Origin of the sequence: Halomonas salsilacus (assembly GCF_051216275.1) — a bacterium.
Lineage (GTDB): Bacteria > Pseudomonadota > Gammaproteobacteria > Pseudomonadales > Halomonadaceae > Halomonas.
On sequence record NZ_JBPKAQ010000007.1, the window covers coordinates 144,087 to 158,572 of the forward strand.

A 14,486-nucleotide genomic window follows, 5' to 3' on the forward strand; every position below is an offset into this window, starting at 1 on the left:
GATGGTTGCCGATAAGGCGGTGGCGGCATTCTACGCCGGTCGGCCTGTGAAATGTAGAGCGGCCTTGCAGGGGTTATGATGGTGGCCTGCCAGCGAGGAGCCGCCATGACCGCCACCCAGCCACTGCCCCTCTCCACTCCCAGCCGCAACCTGGTGCGTCTGACCCTCGTGCGCGGGATAACCTGGACCGGCTTCCTGGCCGGGGTGATCTTCGGCGTGGAACTGCTCGGCTTCGAGCTGCGGGTCAAGGCGGTGATCGGGGTGGTACTGGCCATGGCGCTGGTCAACCTAGCGACCTGGTGGCGACTAGGACGCCATCGCGTCGTCTCCCACGTCGAGTACCTGGCCCACCTGCTGGTCGACGTGGCGGGCCTTACCCTGCTGTTCTACTTCACCGGCGGCTCCAGCAACCCCTTCATCACCTACTACCTGGTGCCCGTGACCATCGCGGCCGCCACCCTGCCCTGGCGTTATGCCTGGATCATCGCCACCTCAGCGCTGCTGGCCTACTCACTGCTGATGGTGCATTACCACCCGGTGCCACAGCTGGCCCACGGGGGCCATGCCGATCACGGCGTCAGCCTCCACGTGCTGGGCATGTGGCTCAACTTCGCGCTGTCGGCGGGGTTGGTGACCTTCTTCATCTACAAGATGGCCCATGCGCTGCGCAGCCGGGAGCAGGCGCTGTCACGCACCCGGGAAGCCGCGCTGCGCAACGAGCAGGTGCTGGCGGTAGCGACCCAGGCGGCGGGCACCGCCCACGAACTGGGCACCCCGCTCTCCACCATGGCGGTGCTGCTCACCGAGATGCACGACGACGCCCGGGGCAATCCCCTGCTGGTCAAGGACATCGAGCTGCTGCGCCACCAGGTGGATACCTGCAAGTCACGGCTGCGCCAGCTGGTCGAGAACGCCGACCGACGGCGCATGGAGGAGCCCCAGGTGCGGGATGCCGAGATGTGGCTGGCCGGGGTGGTGCAGCGCTGGTTGGTGCTGCGCCCAGACGTCAGCCATCGCATGGAGGTGGCCGAGCGCCGCGGGCGACCCTGGATCTCGGTGGATACTACCCTGGAGCAGGCGCTGACCAACCTGCTCAACAACGCGGCCGATGCCAACCCCGACGACATCCTGATCGGCCTCGACTGGAACGCCGAGGAGGTGATCGTCGACATCCGCGACCACGGCCCGGGGGTCGCCCTCTCCATCGCCGACCAGCTCGGCGAGACCTTCGTTTCCACCAAGAGTAAGGGGCTGGGCATCGGCTTGTTCCTGTCCCACGCCACCATCAACCGCCTCGGCGGCGGTGTGAGCCTGTACAATCACCCCGAGGGAGGCACCCTGACCGAAGTGGTGCTGCCGCGCAGTGAACCGGCCAGCTGAGCCATCACCCGCAAACACGAGGACGCCATGCAAGTGCCAACCACCGCCGAGCGGCTGCTGATCATCGACGATGACGAGATGTTCTGCCACGTGCTGGACCGCGCCTTGCGCCGCCGCGGCTTCGAGGTGCTGGTGGCCCATGACGCCGAGCAGGCCCTGGCCCTCGCGCACCAGCTGCAGCCGACGCTGGCCACCCTGGACCTGAAGCTGGAGCATGACTCCGGGCTCAAGTTGCTGCCGAATCTGCTGGAGGTCGCGCCGGAGTGCCGGGTGGTGGTGCTGACCGGCTACTCCAGCATCGCCACCGCCGTGGAGGCGATCAAGCTGGGGGCGGTGAACTACCTGTGCAAGCCGGCGGACGCCGACGAGGTGATGGCCGCCTTCGACAGGGAGACCGGCAATCCGGAGACGGGAGTGGCCGAGCAGCCACCTTCGATCAATCGGCTGGCATGGGAGCACATCCAGAAGGTGCTGCAGGAGCACGACGGCAACATCTCCGCCACCGCTCGGGCGCTGGGCATGCACCGGCGCACCCTGCAACGCAAGCTGCAGAAACGGCCGGTGCGGCGCTGACCGCGCAAGGCGGCCCGCAGTGGGTTACTGCGCCGTCCAGCCCAGGTCGATGTTCCAGCTCGACCCGGTGACGGCCCCGGCAGAGTCCGAGGCCAGATAGGCGACCAGCTCGGCCACCTCGGAGGGCTCAATCAGCCGCTTTATGGCGGCGTTCTTGAGCATGATTTGCTCGATCACCTCCTGCTCTTCCATGCCATGCAGCTTCGCCTGGTCGGCGATCTGGTTGTCCACCAGCGGGGTCTTCACGTAGGCCGGGCAGATGGCATTGGCCGTGATCCCCTGGGCCCCACCCTCCAGTGCTGCGGTCTTGGTCAGTCCGATCATGCCGTGCTTGGCGCTGATATAGGCGGACTTGCCGGGGGAGGCCACCTGGGCATGCACCGAGGCGATGTTGATCACCCGGCCCCAGCCGTTCTCACGCATGGAGGGCCAGGCAGCCTGGGTCAGCAGGAAGGGCGCGGTCAGCATCAGGTCGATGATCTGGCGCCATTTCGCCTCCGGAAACTCCTCGATGGACGCGACGTGCTGGATACCGGCATTGTTGACCAGGATGTCCACCCGACCGAAGCGGCGGATGGCCTCTGCCACTGCTGCCTTGCAGGCCTCGCCGTCGGTGAGGTCGGCCTCGAAGAAGGCCGCACCGACGCGTTCGGCCACCTCGGCGCCCGCCGGGTTGAAGTCCACGGCCAGCACCTGATGGCCCAGCTCGCGGAAATGACGAACCACAGCTTCGCCGATGCCGCTGGTGGTGCCGGTCACGAGCGCGACGCGGGGAATGAAAGTGGCGGATCCTGTCATGGACGACTCCTTTTAGGGAAAATTCGGGCATCGCAATGATGCAGCGCAACCAGCATAAGGCGGAGCCGCGTCAGGCGCCACCTTCGCCCTTCTCGCCGGCGGCCATCACCCGTTCCATCAGTTGTTGGGCGAGCCGGCTGGCCTCCTGGCGGCTGGCCACATCGGAGAGATCATCGAGGATCACCAGTCGCCGGCACCACTGGGTCTCCCCCAGCAGTACTGTCTCCAGGGGGTAGTCCCCCGAGGGCAGTGTCAGCCAGTGCCGGCGGCCCACCTCGGTCGGCTCGCCCATCTCGGAGGCAGGCACCATCACCAGCCACAGCGACACCGGCGTGACCAGGGCGCCCACCATTTGTTCACCCAGCACGGGATCGTCATGGTGTTGAAAGCAGAGAGCATCGGCGGCCAGGCGCGGGTTGAAGAGCGGTGCGGCCTTGGCCTCACGCAGGTGGGCATGGGTCCATGCCTCGGCCAGCCGGCGCAGTCGAGCGTAGTGCTCGGGGGTCAGTGCATGCATCCGGGATTCCTCGGCAAATGGGCTGCAGTATAGCGCCGCCCTCCTCGCGGCACAGCCCGGCCTGCTATGCTGGAGAACCGTCACCACCCACCCCATGGAGCTCCTCATGACCGATGCCGAACGCCTGGCCCTGGCCGTCGAGATCGCCCGGGAGGCCGGCGAGATGATCCGCGAGGCCCGGGCTCAGCAGACCTTTGGCCACCGCTACAAGCCGGGCCAGGAACTGGTCACCGACGTTGACGTCGCCGTGGACACCCATATCACCGCTCGGCTCGAGGCCAGCTTTTCCGGCGAGGCGCGCCTCAGCGAGGAACTGGCCCCGGATCGCGACGTGCTGAACGACGAGGCACCGCTATGGGTCGTGGATCCCATCGATGGCACCGTCAACTTCGCCCATGGCCTACACCACGTGGCGGTCTCCATCGCCTGGGCGGTGGCCGGCCAGGTTCGCCTCGGCGTGGTCCATGCCCCCTTCCTCGGCGAGACCTTCACCGCCCTGGCCGGCCAGGGCGCCCACTGCAACGAGCGCCCCATCCAGGCCAGCCGCACCGGCAACCTCGAGCACAGCCTGGTGGGCACCGGTTTTCCCTACCGTCGCGACAGCCGCCCGCCGTTGATGCGACGCCTGACGGCCGTCCTCCAGCACTGCCAGGACGTGCGCCGCAACGGCTCGGCGGCGCTGGACCTGTGTGACGTGGCCTGCGGACGGCTCGATGCCTACTACGAGAGCGTCTCCGCTTGGGACTTTGCCGCCGGCTGGTTGATCGCCAAGGAGGCCGGCGCCCATACCGGCCATCTCTACCCACCCCCTGCAGGCTATCCGGAGGATCTTTATGGCGAGAACCTGCTGGTCACCAGCCCCGGCATCCACCGCGACCTGGGCGAGCTGCTGCGCCGCGCCGATGCCGGTGAGCTTGGCTAGGGGCAAATGTCCGCCATCTTGACCCGGTCGTTGATAGGGCGCACCAATGGCGCGCCTTGTCCTTGGCTATTGGCGAGCCCAGCGGCGATCCGTCACAATGCGCGCATTCGACACCATCCCCGTCAGGAGCCCCCATGTTCGTTGTCATCTTCGGCCGCCCCGGCTGCCCCTACTGTGTCTACGCCAACGAACTGGCCACCCGGCTGCAGAGTGCCGGCGCCATCGAGGGCTTTCGCTATGTGGATATCCAGGCGGCGGGCATCACCAAGGCCGATCTGGAGAAGACCATCGGCAGGCCGGTGCATACCGTGCCACAGATCTTCATCGACGAAACCCCTATCGGCGGCTATACCGAATTCGAACGCTACGCCCGCGAGCACCGTCTACTGGAGCCGGCTCGCAGCGTCTGACCCATCGCCCCCCCTTGCCCTTGCCGCGAACAGGGTCGGCCGGCTGAAAGCGTCATCCCGGCGTTGAATGGCCAGAGGCGCCACCTGCCTATACTTCCCGCCAGCATCCACGACAAGGGAAGCCAACGATGCAGAGGGAAGAGTTTGTCCAGCAGCTGTGGCTGGACTTTATCCACCAGCACCCGGACGTGGGAGCCCTGAGGCTCTGGCCGGTTGATGCCCCGGCGGAATACCTGGCGCTGCTGACGCTCAATCACGGACCCTGGTGCATGGATGCCCTGCTGCCCAGTCTGGCGCGCCTAGGCTATCGCCCCGGTCATCGTCACGCCATGGCCGATCGCGGCCTGCTCGTCACGTTGCTCTCGCCGCCCGACGACGGCTCCTGGCTGGTGCTGGCCGAACTTCAACTCGGCACCCTCTCCCGGGAACCCCGCCAGCGCCTCGAGTCGCTGATGGCCCTGGCGCCCAGGGCCGATCAACGCGGCCAGAACCTGCTTTGCCGCGGGCGCCCCTGGCCGATGCCGGACTGGGCCTCCTACCAGGCGCTGCAAGCGGCCCACCCCCTGGCCGGCCTGCTCGCTGTCAATGGCCCGCGCCTCCACCATGCCGGCTTCGACTGCCAGCGTCTGGGCGACTCCCTCGAGCACTTCGACGCCCGACTCGGCGAAAATGGCTTGCTTGGCAGCAGCGACCGGCACCATGGCATCTTCCCGGTTTCGGGGCTGCTCGACTACCGCTTCTACCCCGCCTGCTCCCAGCGTCTGGCCTTCGCCGATGGCGATGAGCACCGCATCGACAGCGGCGGGCTGGCGCTGGTGCAGAAATCGGTGCGCGCCAACCAGGAGCGTGCCGTGGAACTCCTGCTGCCCCACCACACCCGCTGCGAGATCGCCTGAGCGACACGGTCAACCCCCATCCCCTGGCACAACGCTCTCCCCACCACGCCACGGCGACGACCATAACGACGCCGGCCCGAACGCAGAGCGTCCGGGCCGTCGAGGGGCACCGCGGGTGTGATCAGTCGAAGGTCATTTCCGGCACCTGATCGGGCACGATCAGCTTGCCGGCGGTCTTCTCGACGATCTCCTCCACGGAGACGCCCGGGGCGCGCTCCTTGAGGTGGAAGGCGCCATCCTTGATCTCCAGGTAGGCCAGGTCGGTCAGCACCCGGTTGATGCAGCCCGCGCCGGTCAGCGGCAGGGAGCACTTCTCGAGCAGCTTGGACTCGCCATGCTTGGAAGCGTGGGTCATGGTGCAGATGATGTTCTCGGCACCGGCCACCAGGTCCATGGCGCCGCCCATGCCCTTGATCAGCTTGCCGGGGACCATCCAGGAGGCGATGTTGCCCTCCTGATCCACCTCGAAGGCGCCGAGCACGGTCAAGTCCACGTGGCCGCCGCGGATCATGGCGAAGGAGTCCGCGGAGTCGAAGATTGCCGCGCCGGGGCGAGCGGTGACCGTCTGCTTGCCGGCGTTGATCATGTCGGCGTCGACCTCCTCCTCGGTGGGGAAACGCCCCATGCCGAGCAGGCCGTTCTCGGACTGCAGCATCACGTCGATGCCGTCCGGCACATAGTTCGCCACCAGGGTCGGGATGCCGATGCCCAGGTTGACGTAGAAGCCGTCCTCGAGTTCGCGCGCCACGCGCATTGCCATCTGTTCGCGAGTAAGTGCCATCTTGTTGCCTCGTTGTTCGATGTAACAGCTTCGGGGGAGAAGCTCAGGAAGCGCCGGCCGGGCCGGCAGTCAGCGCATCGGGGGCCTTCAGGCCTCGCGGACGGTGCGCTTCTCGATACGCTTCTCGAAGCTGCCCTGGATGATGCGGTCGACATAGATGCCCGGGGTGTGGATCTGGTCGGGGCTCAGCTCGCCAGGCTCGACGATCTCCTCCACTTCCACCACGGTGATCTTGCCGCAGGTGGCGGCCAGGGGGTTGAAGTTCTGGGCGGTGTCGCGATAGACCACGTTGCCGTAACGGTCGGCCTTCCAGCCCTTGACGATGGCGAAGTCGGCGTGGAACGCCTCCTCGAGAATATAGTGACGGCCGTTGAACTCGCGCACCTCCTTGCCATCGCCGATCGGAGTGCCGTAGCCGGTGGCCGTGTAGAAGGCGGGAATGCCCGCGCCGCCGGCACGCATCTTCTCGGCCAGGGTACCCTGAGGCGTGAGGATCACCTCGATCTCGTCGTTGAGCATCTGCTGCTCGAACAGGGCATTCTCGCCCACGTAGGAGGCGAAGAAGCGCGAGATCTGTTTGTCTTCCAGCAGCAGGCCAAGGCCGAAGCCGTCGACGCCGCAGTTGTTGGAGATCACGGTGAGGTCCTTGACGCCGAGACGCTTGATCTCGGCAATCAGGTTCTCGGGGATGCCGCAGAGCCCGAAGCCGCCGGCAACGACGGTCATGCCGCTCTCGATGCCTGCCATCGCCTCTTCGTAGGAGTTAACGCGCTTGTCGAATCCGGCCATAGTGGCGCCTCATTTTGTTGTACACAGATGTTTTGAAAAACGTTTCGGTGCATGGAACGTTGCGATCAATGTGACGTTGCAATCAACGGGAGGTCGCGATCATCACAGAGTGAGTCTCGCGGACCTAGCGTGCCAACGAAGGGTAACGGATTTGGAGACACGATGGCGACAGTGTTGCCCCTGACGATATATTTGTTAAGTTTGTTTTATTTATTGATAGATTGATCTGCCTTATAAATTCGACCTTGGTAGCATGCGATGACCGTCAAGCAGCTTCGCGCCTTTCTCGCCGTGGCCCAGACATTGAGCTTCACCCAGGCCTGCGAGCGGCTCCATCTCTCACAGCCGGCCTTGAGCCTGGCCATCAAGGGGCTCGAGGAGAGCCTCGGCGGACGCCTGCTGATCCGCACCACCCGCAGCGTGCGCCTCACCCCGGAGGGAGAATCCTTCGTACCGCTGGCCAAGCGCCTGCTGGCGCAGTGGGACAACACCGAGGAGCTGATGCGTCAACGCTTCACCCTCCAACTAGGCCGCCTGACGGTCGCCACCATGCCGTCGTTCGCCAGCAACCTCCTGCCGCCGGCGCTGATGGTCTTCCGCAACCGGCATCCGCGCATCAACGTGACGGTTCACGACGTGATCAACGAGCAGGTCATCGACATGGTGCGCGACCGACAGGTGGAACTGGGCATTGCCTTCGAGCCGGAGGCAGCGGGCAGCCTCACCTTCACACCGCTGTTCCTCGACCGCTTCGTGGCCGTGGTGCCACCCCGCTCACTACTGGCCAATCACCAGCGGCTCAGCTGGGAGACCCTGCTGACCCATGACTTCATCGCGCTGCAGCGCCCCTCGATGGTGCGCCGGCTAGTGGAACAGCAGCTCGGCGAGCGCGGCATTCGCCTGCCCTCGGCCTTCGAGAGCCACCAGTTGGCAACTGTGGGACGCATGGTGGCCAGCGGCCTCGGAGTCAGCGCGGTGCCATCGCTGTGCGCCCGGCAGATGGAGGAGCTCGGCGCACGCTGCCTGCCGCTGGATGACCCCGCAATCGAACGCGCCGTCGGGATGTTCACCCACGGCGAACTCTCCGCTGCCGCCCTGGCCCTGCGCCAAGTGCTGGTGGAGACGCTCGGCCATCCCGAGCAGGAGCACGGCTGAGGATGCTGGGCAGCCGCGCGGCGATCCTTTAGCATTGTCGCATCTGATCTTCTCCTGCCCCTTCGCCCACGGAGTGACGCATGCCGACCCTCAAGGGCCTCGTCAGCCTCTTGCTGCTCACCCTCAACACCCTGTTCTGGGGCGTGCCCCTGCTCCTACTCACCCTGCTCAAGCTGGTGACCCCCGGGCGCGCCCTGCAACGTAGAATGCTGCAGGGACTCAACGCCCTGGCGCTCAACTGGATCGGTGTCAACCTGTGGTGGATGCGCCGCTGGCTCAAGCCCCACTTCGAGTTCGAGATTCCCGAGGGACTCGGCCGGGACCAGTGGTGGCTGGTGATCTCCAACCACCGCAGTTGGACAGACATCTTCGTGCTGTTCTTCGCCCTCCATCGGCGCATCCCCATGCCGCGCTTCTTCCTCAAGCGTCAGCTGATCTGGATCCCCATCGTGGGTCTCGCCTGGTGGGCACTGGAGTACCCCTTCATGCGCCGCATGAACGCGGAACAGCGGGCCCGGCACCCCCACCTGGCTCGCCGCGACCAGGAGGCCACCGAACGGATGTGCCGTCGCGCCCGGGAGGCCCCCATCGCCATCTTCAACTTCCTCGAGGGCACCCGGTTCACCCCGGCCAAGCGCGAAGCCCAGGGGTCGACCTTTCGAGAGCTGTTGCGCCCCAGGGCCGGTGGCATCGCCCAGGTGCTCAGCCTGCTCGGCGATCGCCTGGAGGGGATCCTCGACGTGACCCTAAGCTACGACAACTCCGACCCCACCTTCTGGGGCTTCCTGTGCGGGCAGGAGCAGCGCGTGGTCATGAAGGCGCGTATCCTGCCCATTCCCGACTGGATGCTCGAGGGAGACTATCAGGACGATCCGGACTTCAAGGAGCGGTTCCACTCATGGCTCAACGCCCTGTGGCAGGAAAAGGACGACTCGCTCTCGCGCTGATGATGGCGACGCTGCTGCTGGGTGGGTGTGCCTCACGGCCGGACGCCCCCGCCAGCGAGCGTACCGCCAGTACCGCCGAGAGCGGCGGCTGGGTGGTGGTTCAGCGCGGCGATACTCTGGGCGAGATCGCCCGGCGAGGCACCGTGCCCCTGGAGCGACTACAGCGCTTCAACCCCGACGCTGATTCGAGGCGGCTGGCCGTAGGCCAGCGCCTGCTGATGCCTTCCCAGCAGGAGCGCGCCCCTTCCGGGGGCCCCTACCGCTACCAGGTTCGCCCGGGGGATACCTACTCGAGCATCGCCCGGCGCTTCGGCACCCGCTCCTCGCGCATCCAGGCCGCCAACCCCGGCGTCGAGCCCACCGCCCTGCGGGTCGGCCAGGTGCTTCAGGTGCCCCTTGCTGGAGGTACAGCCACCGCCGGTCGTTCTGCCTCCGTCGGCGCAAACGCCGGTTCACCGGGTGAGACTCCCTCCCCCCGCGCCAGCCTTCCCGACCCCGGCGACCTGCCCCGTTCCGCCCGCAACTGGCCCTGGCCGCTGGAGGACTACCGTATCGTGCGCGCCTTCGGTGCCGACGGCCGCGGCACCCTGCAGCCAATGCTGCTGGCCACGAGCCGCGGTGCCCAGGCCCGCGCAGTGGCCGACGGCGAGGTACGCTTCGCCGACAGCATGCGTCAGCTCGGTGAAGTGGTGATCGTCCACCACGCCGACAACCTGCAGAGCGTCTACGCCCTGTGCGAGAAGCCCCTGGTCGCCAACGGCGATCGGATCGGCCGCGGTGTCCCGGTGTGTGAGGTCGGCTACAGCAGCGCCAGCGAGCGCTACGATCTCCTGTTCGACCTGCGCCACGGCGGCAAACCCGTGGACCCCCGCCGCGTACTGCGCTGAAGCGCGTCACCTAACCGTCACCCCGGCGTCGCCGGGATGTCATCGCATCTGTCCATCCTCGTCCTGTGATGGGGCCCATGACGGGCCCGCCACGCCGCGGGGATGCACATGCGTATCTGTCTGGTCAGCGAGACCTGGGCGCCGGAGATCAACGGCGTCGCTCACACCCTGGGCCACCTGAGCCGGGAGGCCGCCGCCCGCGGCCATCGCCTGCAGTTGGTGCGCCCGAAACCGGTCATCCCTGCGCCTCCGCGCAGCGACGGCATGGAGGCCGAGATGCGAGTGCGCGGGGTCTCCCTGCCCGGATATCGGGAGGTGCGCCTGGGGCTGCCCGCCGCCCGTCGCCTCAATCAATTCTGGCGCGAACAGCGTCCCGACGTGATCTATCTGGCCACCCAGGGGCCGCTGGGCTGGTCGGCCCAGGGCGTCGCCAGGCGCCTGGGGATCCCTTGCGTTGCCGGCTGGCACACCAACTTCGACCACTACTGCCATGACTACGGCGTTCCCTGGCTGAGTGGACCGGTGCGGCGGAGGATGCGCACCTTCCATAACCGCAGCCAGGCCACCCTGGTACCGACGCACCAGCAGGCCGACGAGCTGACGGCAGATGGCTTCCGGGGGGTGCGCGTCATGGCGCGTGGCATCGACGGCGAACGCTTCTCGCCGGCCCACCGCGACTCCGAGCTACGCAGGCAGTGGGGCGCCGGTGAACACACTCCGGTCATTCTCCACGTCGGGCGTCTGGCCCCGGAGAAGAACCTGTCGCTTCTGCGAGAGAGTTGCGTGGCCCTCAGCGAAGCCCGGCCGGACGCCCGCCTCGTCATCGTCGGCGACGGCCCAGGACGGCGCGCACTGGCGGCCTCGCTACCTTATGCCCACTTCACTGGATTCATCCCCGCCGACGATCTGGCACGACACTATGCCAGCGCCGACCTCTTCCTGTTCCCCTCGCTCTCCGAGACCTGGGGAAACGTGCTGCTCGAGGCCATGGCCAGCGGCCTGGCCACCGTGGCCTTCCGCCATGCCGCCGGCGCCGAGCTGATCGATGATGATCACAACGGCCTGGCGCTGGCAGTGGATGACGCCAACGGCTTTCGCGAGGCAGCCGTCACCCTCTGCCAGCAGCCGGCACGCCGTGCTCGGCTGGGTCGCCAGGCTCGCCAGCGGGCGATCGCCTATGGCTGGCCGGCGATCGCCGACACCTTCCTCGACACCCTCGACCACGCCCGGGAGACACCCCATGGACACACGCGCCCCCGCCCTGCTTGACCGCCTCGACCTGATGGAGTGGCGGCTCTGTCAACGCATCGGACGCCTCACTCTCTATCGGCCCTGGCTGGCCCTGCTGCGCCTGGCCAGCAGGCTCGGCGACTGGCCCGTCTGGGTGGCGCTCATACTCGCCCAGCCGCTGCTCCATGACGCCGGCGGCTGGCAGCGCCTCGCCCAGTACACGCTGACGGCGCTGGCCGCCATTGGCGTCTATCGCCTGGTGAAGACGCGGCTGTGCCGGGAGCGCCCCTTCATCACCTTCGTGGGCAACGTGCGCTGCAGCGAACCGGCCCGCGACCGCTACAGCTTTCCCAGCGGCCACACCATGCATGCGGTGATGTTCCTGGTGCTGACCATAAGCCATGTGCCCTGGCTGGCGCCCTGGCTCGTGCCGTTGGTCGGGCTGATCACGCTTTCTCGGGTCGGCCTCGGCCTGCACTACCTGAGCGACGTGGTCGCCGGGGCTCTGCTCGGGCTGCTGTTTGCCGGGATGAGCCTGGCCCTCGTCGGCTAACTCTCATCGACAAGCTCGTCGCATTTGCCCCGCCATGGCATCCTGATGGGATGCCGACCGAGTCCCTGCTTGCCGACCCGCCATTGTGGCTTACGACTCCCTTTCTGGGGGAGCCCGACGCCACGGCACTGCTCGGCACCCTCGATGCCGAACTGCCCTGGCAGCGCCCCACCCTGCGCCTCTATGGCCGCGAACACCCCATCCCGCGCTGCCAGGTCTGGATAGGGGACCCCGAGGCGCGCTACCGCTACTCGGGGCGCGATTTCCTTCCCGAGCCCTGGCACCCGGCCGTGGCCATTCTCCGAGACCGGGTTATCGCCGCCCTGACGATGACCGGCACCGAATGCCACTTCAATAGCGTACTGCTCAACCGTTATGCCGGCGGCGAGGAGCGCATGGGCTGGCACAGCGACGACGAACCAGAGCTCGGCCCCAAGGCACTGATCGCCGCGGTGAGCCTGGGCGCCGAGCGACCGCTGCGCTTTCGCTGGAAGGACCGTCGCGCCTCGGCCTTCAACGCCTGGCTGCCCCATGACAGCCTGCTGGTGATGGGCCCCGGCACCCAGGAATGGCTGCAGCATGCCCTGCTGCCGCGGCGGCTTCCCGGTCTGCGCATCAGCCTCACCTTTCGTCAGGTTCACGCTTGATCGCTGCTGTGTTGACTATCTACTCAACTATTTTGCGACATTCGGCATGGTCCAATGGATGCATAAAATTATAGATAACGGTATAAAATGGCTATATCAAGGGGGTAACGAGTTTAACCAAAGCCCTGAAAGCAATGCGGCCACCCGGGGTGGCCGCATTGCCCTTAGCCGATTTCGTAGGCGATCAACTGCGATGGTAGCCCGGTGTCACGGAGGGCATCCTGCTCACCGTCATCGGCAGGCGCCAGCATCAGCGCTTGTCGTGATCCAGCTCCTCGCCCGGCAGTATCTCCTTGCCGTCGAAGTAGTCCCGGGTCAGCCTGAACACCACCGGCGACAGCAGCGCCAGAGCGATCAGGTTGGGAATCGCCATCATCGCGTTGAAGGTGTCGGCCATCAGCCAGATGAAGCCCAGGTTGGCCATGGCACCCAGCGGAATCGCCAGCACGAACAGCACCCGATAGAGCATGATCGAACGGGTACCGAACAGGAACTGGAAGCACTTCTCGCCGTAGAAGGACCAGCCCAGAATGGTGGTGAAGGCAAACACCGCCAGTGCCACCGACACGATCTGATTGCCGAAGCCCGGCAGCGCCGCGTCGAAGGAGAGCGCCGTCAACGAGGCGCCGGCCTCGCCCTCGATCCACACCGTGGAGGTGAGAATCACCAGGGCGGTGATGGTGCAGATGATGATGGTATCGATGAAGGTGCCGAGCATGGCGATCATGCCCTGACGCACCGGGTTCTTCGTCCTGGCCGCGGCATGGGCGATGGGCGCGCTGCCCAGACCCGCCTCGTTGGAGAAGATGCCGCGGGCCACGCCGAAGCGGATGGCTGCCATCACCGCCGCCCCGGCGAAACCGCCGGCCGCTGCGATCGGGTTGAAGGCGTAGTAGAAGATCAGCCTGAAGGCCTCGCCGATCTGGCCGGCATTGACGATCAGCACCAGGATGCCGGCGATTACATAGAGGATGCCCATGATCGGCACCAGCTTGCCGGCCACCTTGGCGATGCGCTTGATGCCGCCGAGGATGACCGCACCGGCCAGCACCATGATCACCACCCCGGTGAGACCGTGGGGGATCCCGAAGGTGGAATCAAGGGCGTCGGCCACCGAGTTTGACTGCACGGTGTTACCGATGCCGAAGGCCGCCACGGCGCCGAAGAAGGCGAAGGCACCGCCCAGCCATAGCCACTTCTTGCCCAAGCCATTCTTGATGTAGAACATCGGGCCGCCCACATGGTAGCCCGTGCTGTCGGTCTCGCGATAGCGCACCGCCAGCACCGCCTCGGCGAACTTGGTGGCCATGCCCACCAGCGCCGTGATCCACATCCAGAACACCGCGCCCGGCCCCCCCAGGGCGATGGCTGTGGCCACGCCGGCGATATTCCCGGTCCCGATGGTGGCGGAGAGTGCCGTCATCAGGGCATTGAAGGGTGAAATCTCACCGTCGTCTTCCTTCTTCTTCTCACCGGGCACCGGCTTGGCATCCCGCCCCTGCCACAACAGCCTGAACCCCATGCCGAGCTTGCGGATCGGCATCAGCTTCAGGCCGATCTGCAGGTAGAGGCCCACCCCCAACAGCAGGATGAGCATCAGCGGTCCCCACACCACACCGTTGATGGAGCCGAAAATACTGGTCAAGGTTTCCACGTGAATCTCCCTTAAGCGATTGTTGTTTTGAATCGCCGCTCACGGCCCACGATGACAGGCGATCATCCCGCCCTCGGGGTCGTCATGCGCAAAATCGGCGAAACGAACCGCGACAAGATAGCGGATCTTGCCGCCTCGTCACCACCCTGACGAGAGTCTGAGCATCAACGTTCCCCCCGCTCAGTGAAAACATATTTCGTATAGGAAACACACGCAGCGCCTCGTCGAAGCCAATACAGCAACCCAGTCACACTCGTAGCGTAGTCCGGGTCGCCGCCAGCGTCGCCCCGGGCAGGGGACATCGGCATCGCGCCGCCCCCCTCTCGGCGGGTGCGTCGGCTCGGCCG

General features: G+C 66.3%; 16 protein-coding genes. 11 read left to right on the forward strand and 5 right to left on the reverse strand.

All coding sequences use genetic code 11. The annotated features are described in order from the left end of the window. Window positions 1-105 precede the first annotated feature (105 nt). On the forward strand, window positions 106-1,380 hold the full coding sequence (locus ACR80S_RS11825) for an ATP-binding protein (protein WP_435403267.1): 1,275 nt from the start codon (window positions 106-108) through the stop codon (window positions 1,378-1,380). 27 nt (window positions 1,381-1,407) lie between these two features. Further along, entirely contained in the window at window positions 1,408-1,953 is a 546-nt protein-coding gene (locus ACR80S_RS11830) for a response regulator transcription factor (RefSeq protein WP_435403268.1), read from the forward strand. A 24-nt stretch (window positions 1,954-1,977) separates the two neighbouring features. Here the strand turns inward: ACR80S_RS11830 and ACR80S_RS11835 are convergent, their stop codons facing one another. After that, a complete protein-coding gene (locus ACR80S_RS11835) occupies window positions 1,978-2,751 on the reverse strand; it encodes a 3-hydroxybutyrate dehydrogenase (RefSeq protein ID WP_435403269.1) in 774 nt (257 codons plus the stop codon). A 70-nt stretch (window positions 2,752-2,821) separates the two neighbouring features. Beyond that, window positions 2,822-3,268, reverse strand: coding sequence for a [NiFe]-hydrogenase assembly chaperone HybE (gene hybE / locus ACR80S_RS11840; protein WP_435403270.1), 447 nt, complete (start codon window positions 3,266-3,268; stop codon window positions 2,822-2,824). Between the two features lie 106 nt (window positions 3,269-3,374). Between hybE and ACR80S_RS11845 the strand changes: the two genes are divergently transcribed. From ACR80S_RS11845 to ACR80S_RS11855, 3 genes are all read left to right on the forward strand, one after another. Further along, window positions 3,375-4,190: an inositol monophosphatase family protein gene (locus ACR80S_RS11845; RefSeq protein WP_435403271.1), complete on the forward strand. Its 816-nt coding sequence runs from the start codon at window positions 3,375-3,377 to the stop codon at window positions 4,188-4,190. 134 nt (window positions 4,191-4,324) lie between these two features. Continuing rightward, window positions 4,325-4,600, forward strand: a complete 276-nt coding sequence (locus ACR80S_RS11850; RefSeq protein ID WP_435399654.1) for a GrxA family glutaredoxin — start codon at window positions 4,325-4,327, stop codon at window positions 4,598-4,600. A 128-nt stretch (window positions 4,601-4,728) separates the two neighbouring features. Next, on the forward strand, window positions 4,729-5,496 hold the full coding sequence (locus tag ACR80S_RS11855; RefSeq protein WP_435399653.1) for a VOC family protein: 768 nt from the start codon (window positions 4,729-4,731) through the stop codon (window positions 5,494-5,496). 121 nt (window positions 5,497-5,617) lie between these two features. Here ACR80S_RS11855 and ACR80S_RS11860 read toward each other — a convergent pair whose 3' ends face one another. Next, a complete protein-coding gene (locus ACR80S_RS11860) occupies window positions 5,618-6,277 on the reverse strand; it encodes a CoA transferase subunit B (RefSeq protein ID WP_435399652.1) in 660 nt (219 codons plus the stop codon). Between the two features lie 87 nt (window positions 6,278-6,364). Beyond that, entirely contained in the window at window positions 6,365-7,066 is a 702-nt protein-coding gene (locus tag ACR80S_RS11865; protein WP_435399651.1) for a CoA transferase subunit A, read from the reverse strand. Window positions 7,067-7,324: 258 nt separating this feature from the next. Here ACR80S_RS11865 and ACR80S_RS11870 point away from each other — a divergent pair, with 258 nt between their 5' ends. From ACR80S_RS11870 to ACR80S_RS11895, 6 genes are all read left to right on the forward strand, one after another. Then, window positions 7,325-8,221, forward strand: coding sequence for a LysR family transcriptional regulator (locus ACR80S_RS11870; RefSeq protein WP_435399650.1), 897 nt, complete (start codon window positions 7,325-7,327; stop codon window positions 8,219-8,221). An 80-nt stretch (window positions 8,222-8,301) separates the two neighbouring features. Next, entirely contained in the window at window positions 8,302-9,168 is an 867-nt protein-coding gene (locus tag ACR80S_RS11875; RefSeq protein WP_435399649.1) for an acetyltransferase, read from the forward strand. Beyond that, the gene (locus tag ACR80S_RS11880; RefSeq protein WP_435399648.1) at window positions 9,120-10,055 is read left to right on the forward strand and encodes a LysM peptidoglycan-binding domain-containing protein; all 936 of its coding nucleotides are present in this window, start codon (window positions 9,120-9,122) and stop codon (window positions 10,053-10,055) included. The genes ACR80S_RS11875 and ACR80S_RS11880 overlap by 49 nt, the downstream gene beginning before the upstream one ends. 108 nt (window positions 10,056-10,163) lie before the next feature. After that, window positions 10,164-11,324 carry a glycosyltransferase family 4 protein gene (locus tag ACR80S_RS11885; RefSeq protein ID WP_435399647.1) on the forward strand — a complete coding sequence of 387 codons (1,161 nt, stop codon included), beginning with the start codon at window positions 10,164-10,166 and terminating at the stop codon, window positions 11,322-11,324. After that, window positions 11,296-11,838, forward strand: a complete 543-nt coding sequence (locus tag ACR80S_RS11890; protein ID WP_435399646.1) for a phosphatase PAP2 family protein — start codon at window positions 11,296-11,298, stop codon at window positions 11,836-11,838. The genes ACR80S_RS11885 and ACR80S_RS11890 overlap by 29 nt, the downstream gene beginning before the upstream one ends. Window positions 11,839-11,888: 50 nt before the next feature. Then, on the forward strand, window positions 11,889-12,485 hold the full coding sequence (locus tag ACR80S_RS11895; protein WP_435399645.1) for an alpha-ketoglutarate-dependent dioxygenase AlkB family protein: 597 nt from the start codon (window positions 11,889-11,891) through the stop codon (window positions 12,483-12,485). 250 nt (window positions 12,486-12,735) lie between these two features. On the opposite strand, the gene ACR80S_RS11900 is transcribed toward ACR80S_RS11895, so the two are convergent. Continuing rightward, window positions 12,736-14,139: an alanine/glycine:cation symporter family protein gene (locus tag ACR80S_RS11900; RefSeq protein WP_435399644.1), complete on the reverse strand. Its 1,404-nt coding sequence runs from the start codon at window positions 14,137-14,139 to the stop codon at window positions 12,736-12,738. Between the last annotated feature and the right edge of the window lie 347 nt (window positions 14,140-14,486).

Excerpts from the sequence above, each read along its gene's own strand:
- ACR80S_RS11890 (WP_435399646.1), top strand. The coding sequence starts at position 11,296 with ATGGACACACGCGCCCCCGCCCTGCTTGACCGCCTCGACCTGATGGAG.
- ACR80S_RS11875 (WP_435399649.1), top strand. The coding sequence starts at position 8,302 with ATGCCGACCCTCAAGGGCCTCGTCAGCCTCTTGCTGCTCACCCTCAAC.
- ACR80S_RS11870 (WP_435399650.1), top strand. The coding sequence starts at position 7,325 with ATGACCGTCAAGCAGCTTCGCGCCTTTCTCGCCGTGGCCCAGACATTG.
- ACR80S_RS11860 (WP_435399652.1), bottom strand. The coding sequence starts at position 6,277 with ATGGCACTTACTCGCGAACAGATGGCAATGCGCGTGGCGCGCGAACTC.
- ACR80S_RS11845 (WP_435403271.1), top strand. The coding sequence starts at position 3,375 with ATGACCGATGCCGAACGCCTGGCCCTGGCCGTCGAGATCGCCCGGGAG.
- ACR80S_RS11855 (WP_435399653.1), top strand. The coding sequence starts at position 4,729 with ATGCAGAGGGAAGAGTTTGTCCAGCAGCTGTGGCTGGACTTTATCCAC.
- ACR80S_RS11865 (WP_435399651.1), bottom strand. The coding sequence starts at position 7,066 with ATGGCCGGATTCGACAAGCGCGTTAACTCCTACGAAGAGGCGATGGCA.
- ACR80S_RS11880 (WP_435399648.1), top strand. The coding sequence starts at position 9,120 with ATGGCTCAACGCCCTGTGGCAGGAAAAGGACGACTCGCTCTCGCGCTG.
- ACR80S_RS11895 (WP_435399645.1), top strand. The coding sequence starts at position 11,889 with ATGCCGACCGAGTCCCTGCTTGCCGACCCGCCATTGTGGCTTACGACT.
- hybE (WP_435403270.1), bottom strand. The coding sequence starts at position 3,268 with ATGCATGCACTGACCCCCGAGCACTACGCTCGACTGCGCCGGCTGGCC.
- ACR80S_RS11885 (WP_435399647.1), top strand. The coding sequence starts at position 10,164 with ATGCGTATCTGTCTGGTCAGCGAGACCTGGGCGCCGGAGATCAACGGC.
- ACR80S_RS11825 (WP_435403267.1), top strand. The coding sequence starts at position 106 with ATGACCGCCACCCAGCCACTGCCCCTCTCCACTCCCAGCCGCAACCTG.
- ACR80S_RS11850 (WP_435399654.1), top strand. The coding sequence starts at position 4,325 with ATGTTCGTTGTCATCTTCGGCCGCCCCGGCTGCCCCTACTGTGTCTAC.
- ACR80S_RS11830 (WP_435403268.1), top strand. The coding sequence starts at position 1,408 with ATGCAAGTGCCAACCACCGCCGAGCGGCTGCTGATCATCGACGATGAC.
- ACR80S_RS11835 (WP_435403269.1), bottom strand. The coding sequence starts at position 2,751 with ATGACAGGATCCGCCACTTTCATTCCCCGCGTCGCGCTCGTGACCGGC.